A 6,465-nucleotide genomic window follows, 5' to 3' on the forward strand; every position below is an offset into this window, starting at 1 on the left:
CGCGGGCACGGTCGCCGAGATCGCGCCCGAGCTGGTGGACGTGCCGCCGGTCCACAGGTCGGTGAGGGTGAACCCGCTGCCGGACAAGCCGATCTGCGCGGCCGTGGTGGCGACGGTGGTGGCGCCGCCGCCCCGGTTGACCAGCCCGACCGCGACCGACCCGTCGGACAGCGGCTTGGCGAACACCTCGGTGGCGCCGTCGTCGCGCACCCGGCGACCGCCCGCGCCCAGCGGGTCCTGGTTGACCGCGATCAGGCCGGGGTTGCGCAGGACCGCGCTGATCTCGGGGGACATGGTGCGGATGTCGTTGCCCGCCATGAGCGGCGCGGCCATCAGCGCCCACAGCGCGAAGTGCGCGCGGGACTCGGTCAGGGTGAGCCCCGGCCTGCCGACGACGAGCATGTCGGGGTCGTTCCAGTTGCCGGGACCGGTCTGCGCGGCCAGCGGCGCGGTGACGTCCAGGACGTTGCCCACGCCCATCGGGTAGCTGTTGGTGTTGCCGTTCTGCCACACGTCCAGCAGGTCCTCGGTGGTGCGCCACAGGTCCGCGACGTCGCCCCAGTCGTACTTGTCGCCGGTGATGGCGTGGAAGCTGTTGGGGTTGATGCTGTAGACGATCGGGCGGCCGGTGGCGCGCAGCGCGTCGCGCATGACCGAGAACCGGGCGACCTGCTCGTCGCGAGTTCCCGCGCCGGAGCACCAGTCGTACTTGAGGTAGTCCACGCCCCAGGACGCGAACGAGCGGGCGTCCTGCGCCTCGTGGCCCTTGCTGCCGGTGGCGCCGGGGTGCGCGCCGGTGCCCTGGGCGCAGGTCTTCTCGTTGGGGGCCTGGTAGATGCCGAACTTCAGGCCCTTGCCGTGGATGTAGTCGCCCAGCGCCTTCATGCCGGAGGGGAACTTCGTCGGGTGGTTGCGCAGGTTGCCCGCGCTGTCGCGCTGCGGGTCGAACCAGCAGTCGTCCACGACCACGTACCGGTAGCCCGCGTCCCGCATCCCGGAGGACGCCATCGCGTCGGCGGCCTGGCGCACCTGGCCCTCGGTGATGCCGCAGCCGAAGCTGTTCCAGCTGTTCCAGCCCAGCGGCGGGGTCAGCGCGGGGCTTCCGGGGGCGGCCTGCGCCGGGGGGTGCGCGGTGGGGGCGGTCACGGCGGTCAACGCGGTGAGCACGGCCAGGAGCAGGGTCGTTAATCGTCTGCGCGAGCGAACAGGCATCGTTGCCCCTCCTCGGTCGGTGGACCCCGCCGGCACGCCGGTGGTGGCCCGAAGCTGTTAACGCTAACAGCGTTGGCGTGGTCGCTCAACGGTCTTGTCGGGTGTGAAAGACCTGCGCTACGGTCGGTCTGGGAACGCTCCCGTTTCGCTGGCCCGGCACCGGCGAAGAGCCCCATGAATCCTGCTCGCAAGGAGGCGAGGCATGGTTTCACGTGCTCCGACGCGCCGCCGGTCAGCACTTCCGCGCCCGAGGCCCCGACTCGGGCTCCCAGAGTGATCACCGAGCGCGGCTGACACCGCCCTCTCCCACCCCCTGTCCCGCCCGGCGCGTGCGCGCTGAACCGCCGCCATTCGTGTTAGCGGTAACAGGCGGCTGCACCCCTGCGCGGACCACCCGCGCCACCCCGACCACCCCGTGATCGCAGGAGGTCCACCCGTGCCCTCACCGCTGAGCAGGCGCACCCTGTTCCAGGCCGCAGGCGTCGCCGTCGCGGCCACCGCCGTCCCCGGTCTCACCCTGGCCGCCGCGCGGGCCGCGTCCGTGCCGCCCGCCCGCCCGGACATCGGCGCGGCGGCCTCCGCGTTCGACCTGGGCCAGGTCCGGCTGACCCCCGGCCGCTGGATGGACAACCAGAACCGCGCGCTGGCCTACCTGCGCTTCGTGGACCCCGACCGGCTGCTCTACAACTTCCGCGCCAACCACCGCCTGTCCACGGCGGGCGCCGCGCCGCTGGCCGGGTGGGAGGCCCCGGACTTCCCGTTCCGCACCCACAGCCAGGGCCACTTCCTCACCGCCTGGGCGCAGGCGTGGGCCGTGCTCGGCGACACCACCTCCCGCGACCGCGCCAACTACCTGGTCGCCGAGCTGGCCAAGTGCCAGGCCAACAACCCCGCCGCGGGCTTCACCGCCGGTTACCTCTCCGGCTTCCCCGAGTCGGACCTCGACGCCCTGGAGGCCGGCACCCCCAAGGCTGTCTCCTACTACGCCCTGCACAAGACCCTGGCGGGCCTGCTGGACGTCTGGCGGCACCTCGGCAGCACCCAGGCGCGCGACGTGCTCCTGCGCTTCGCGGGCTGGGTCGACTGGCGCACCGCCCGCCTGTCGCAGGCGACCATGCAGCGCGTCCTGGCCACCGAGTTCGGCGGCATGAACGCCGTCCTGGCCGACCTGCACCAGCAGACCGGCGACGCCCGCTGGCTGACCGCGGCCCAGCGCTTCGACCACGCCGCCGTCTTCGACCCCCTGGCCGCGAACCAGGACCGCCTCAACGGCCTGCACGCCAACACCCAGGTCCCCAAGTGGATCGGCGCGGCCCGCGAGTACAAGGCCACCGGCACGACCCGCTACCGCGACATCGCCACCAACGCCTGGAACATCACCGTCGCCGCGCACACCTACGTGATCGGCGGCAACAGCCAGGCCGAGCACTTCCGCGCCCCCAACGCCATCGCCGCGCACCTGGCCACCGACACGGCCGAGGCGTGCAACACCTACAACATGCTCAAGCTGACCCGCGAGCTGTGGCTGCTGGAGCCGAGCAAGGCCGCCTACTTCGACTTCTACGAGCGCGCCCTGCTCAACCACCTGATCGGCCAGCAGAACCCGGCCGACGCCCACGGCCACACCTGCTACTTCACCGGCCTCAACCCCGGCCACCGCAGGGGCCGCACCGGCCCGGCGTGGGGCGGCGGCACGTGGAGCACCGACTACAGCACGTTCTGGTGCTGCCAGGGCACCGGCATCGAGACCAACACCAAGCTCGCCGACTCGATCTACTTCCGCGACGGCACGACGCTGACCGTCAACCTCTACACCCCGTCCGTCCTGACCTGGTCGGAGCGCGGCATCACGGTCACCCAGAGCACCACCTACCCGGTGGGCGACACCACCTCGCTCACCGTGACCGGCGGCGCGAGCGGCTCGTGGACCATGCGCCTGCGCATCCCCACGTGGACCTCGGGCGCGACGATCGCGGTCAACGGCGCGCCCCAGAACGTCACCGCCGCACCGGGTTCCTACGCCTCCCTGACCCGCTCCTGGACCTCGGGCGACACCGTCACCCTCCGCCTGCCCATGCGCGTGACCACCGCCCCCGCGCCCGACAACCCGAACGTCGTCGCGGTCACCTACGGCCCGGTGGTCCTGGCGGGCGACTTCGGCAACACCGCCCTGTCCGCGCTGCCCGCGCTCGACGTCGCCTCGATCACCCGCACCAGCGCCACCGCGCTCGCCTTCACCGCCCGCTCCGGCGGCTCGACGGTCACCCTCGGCCCGTTCCACGACGCCCACGGCTTCAACTACTCCGTCTACTGGAGCACCGGCGGCGGCACGACCACCCACAGGCTGGTCAACGCCTCCAGCGGCCTGGTCCTGGGCGTCCGCGACATGTCCACCGCCGACGGCGCGCCTGCCCTGCAGTGGGGCGACACCGGAACCGCGGACCACAACTGGGAACTCGTCCCGGACGGCTCCCACGTGCGCTTCCGCAACGCCCACAGCGGCAAGGTGCTGGGCGTGGAGAACATGTCGACCGCCGACGGCGCCCGCGTCCTGCAGTGGGGCGACACGGGGACCGCCGACCACAGGTGGACCCTGCTCGACAACGGCGACGGCACCCACCGCATCCGCAACGCCCACAGCGGCAAGCTCCTGGCGATCGAGAACAACTCCGCCGCCCAGGGCGCGCCTGCCGTCCAGGACTCGGACAACGGAACCCCGGACAACCGCTGGAGGCTCGTGCGCAACGGGTGAGCGCCGACCGGGGGCGTCCGCGGGGAGCGGCGCTAAAGGAAGCGGGTGTTTTTAGCCGTTCCGCTGAACGGGTCCCGGTGTTGACGCCCTTCCCGGACGGCGGTTACGGTGCCGAACAGGGAAAGTTTCGGTTCTGTCAACGAGAAATGAAAGCAGACTCGCTCCCGATTAGTTCTGGGAGCGCTCCCAAATCTGAGCGCCACAATGCCCTCCCCGCGACTCCGGTCGGCGCTTCGGCACGCGTGGAAAACACTCCGCCCCCCCAGAGGAGAGCCGCATGAGATCCCCCCTCCGCCGACTCGCCGCCTGCGCCGCGGCCCTGCTCGTCGCCGCGCTGCTGCCCGCCGCCCCCGCCTCCGCCGAGTCCAACGGCGGGACGCGGGTCATGCCGCTGGGCGACTCCATCACCGAGGGCACCCAGGTGCCCGGCGGCTACCGGATCGGCCTGTGGCAGCGGTTCGTCTCCGGTGGGCACCGGGTCGACTTCGTCGGCTCCCAGTTCAACGGGCCCGCCTCGCTCGGGGACCACGACCACCAGGGGCACCCCGGCTGGCGCATCGACCAGATCGACGCCAACGTCGTCACCTGGCTGCGCAACACCAACCCGCGCTCCGTGCTGCTGCACATCGGCACCAACGACGTCCTCCAGAACTGGAACGTCGCAGGCGCGCCCTCCCGCCTGTCGGCGCTGATCGACCGCATCACGTCGACCGCGCCGAACGCCGACGTGCTCGTCGCGACGATCATCCCGATCGCCAACGCGGGCCAGGACGCCGCCGCGCGGACCTTCAACGCCGCCATCCCCGGCATCGTGCGCGGCAAGGCCGACGCGGGCAAGCGCGTGCACCTGGTCGACATGCGCTCCGCGCTCACGACCGCCGACCTGATCGACGGCGTCCACCCCACGGCGGGCGGCTACGACAAGATGGCCGCGACCTGGCACAACGCGCTGCGCGCCATCCCCGGCAGCATCGGTGAGCCCGGCGGCTCGCCGGGCGGGCAGCTGGTCAACACCGCCTCGGGCCGCTGTGTCGACGTGCCGGGGTCGACCGCCGCCAACGGCACGCAGCTCCAGCTGTGGGACTGCCACGGCCAGCCGAACCAGTCGTGGGCGCTCAACCCCGCCAGGCAGCTCGTCAACGGGACCAAGTGCCTGGACGCCTCCGGCCGCGGCACGGCCAACGGCACGCAGGTCGTGCTCTGGGACTGCCACGGCGACACCAACCAGCAGTGGACCGCCAACGCCGACGGCACGATCACCGGGGTCCAGTCCGGCCTGTGCCTGGGCGTCGCGGGCGGCGACACCGCCAACGGCGGCAAGCTCGTCCTGTGGTCCTGCGGCGGTCAGGCCGACCAGCGGTGGACCCTGCGCGTCCCCGCCTGACCGGTCCCCGGTGTGATCACCCGCTGTTCCGCGGACACGATTTCCAGGTGAATGCGCATATCTCAACAAAAAACTGCCGCTCTTCGTGCGAAATCAACCACGGCTCACCTCCGAAACCGCAGGCGGTACCCGGTCCGGCCGCGTTTTCCGAAGTGCTCCGCCGCCACTTCGGAAACGCGGAGCTACCGGCCAAACGGTCCTGTACAGGGTTTTTCACCTGCGGTTGGGTTGCCCGCATGTACAACGCCATTGTAATAGGTGGTCGCTGTGCCGGAGCCGCGGTCGGGACGCACCTGGCCAGGCGCGGTCTGCGGGTCCTGGTCGTCGACCGCTCCCGGTTCCCCAGCGACGTGCTGTCCACGCACTTCGTCTGGCCGCACGGCGCCTCATACCTGAACCGGCTGGGGGTGCTGGACCGGGTGCGGGAGGTGACGCCCGCCCACACCTCGGTCACCGTCGTCAACGACGGGATCGCCCTGCGCGGCAGCGTGCCCGAGGAGCTGCTGCGCAACCAGTTCCGCCTCCTGCACGACGACGACAGCGGCATCACCCAGGAGTACTTCTCGGTCCGCAGGCACGTGCTGGACAAGATCCTGGTGGACAACGCGGTCCGGGCGGGCGTGGAGTTCCGCGAGGGGCACACCGTCACCGAGCTGCTGCGCGACGAGGACGGGACCGTCGTCGGCATCCGGGGCCGGGACGGCTCGGAGGAGCGCGCGCAAGTCGTGATCGGCGCGGACGGGCGCAACTCGTTCGTCGCGCGCGCCCTCGGGCTGGAGAAGTTCGACGAGCGCCCCCGCTGCACCTTCGCCTACTGGAGCTACTTCAGCGGCATCCCCGACGCCGAGGCGCAGATCCACCGGCGCGGCAGGCTCGGCATGGCCATGGCCTCCACCAACGACGGCCGCACCATGGTGCTCACCTGGGGGCCGAGCGAGTGGGCCGCGCGGTTCCGGACCGACGTCGAGGGCAACTACCACCGCGCGCTCGGGCTGATCAGCGAGCAGGTCGCGGCCACCGTGGCGGGCGCGCGCCGCGAGGAGCGCTTCTACGGCACGCTCGACCAGGCCGCGTTCCTGCGGCGGCTGCACGGCCCCGGCTGGCTGCTGGTGGGCGA

4 protein-coding genes are annotated in these 6,465 nt (G+C 71.7%); 3 read left to right on the forward strand and 1 reads right to left on the reverse strand.

Annotated features, from left to right (window positions below; translation table 11 throughout):
- Positions 1–1,212 (reverse strand): glycoside hydrolase family 27 protein (locus tag ACTUAL_RS29840; protein WP_440902575.1); only part of this gene is annotated, 1,212 nt, incomplete at its 3' end.
- Positions 1,213–1,648: 436 nt separating this feature from the next.
- Between ACTUAL_RS29840 and ACTUAL_RS29845 the strand changes: the two genes are divergently transcribed.
- The 3 genes from ACTUAL_RS29845 to ACTUAL_RS29855 all read left to right on the forward strand — a co-directional run.
- A complete protein-coding gene (locus ACTUAL_RS29845) occupies positions 1,649–3,964 on the forward strand; it encodes a beta-L-arabinofuranosidase domain-containing protein (protein WP_440902576.1) in 2,316 nt (771 codons plus the stop codon).
- Between the two features lie 277 nt (positions 3,965–4,241).
- Positions 4,242–5,348 (forward strand): ricin-type beta-trefoil lectin domain protein, encoded by a 1,107-nt coding sequence (locus ACTUAL_RS29850; protein ID WP_096493836.1) that lies wholly within the window; start codon positions 4,242–4,244, stop codon positions 5,346–5,348.
- Between the two features lie 236 nt (positions 5,349–5,584).
- The coding region (locus ACTUAL_RS29855) for an NAD(P)/FAD-dependent oxidoreductase (protein ID WP_440902577.1) at positions 5,585–6,465 on the forward strand (881 nt) is incomplete at its 3' end.

This window comes from Actinosynnema sp. (genome assembly GCF_052038725.1).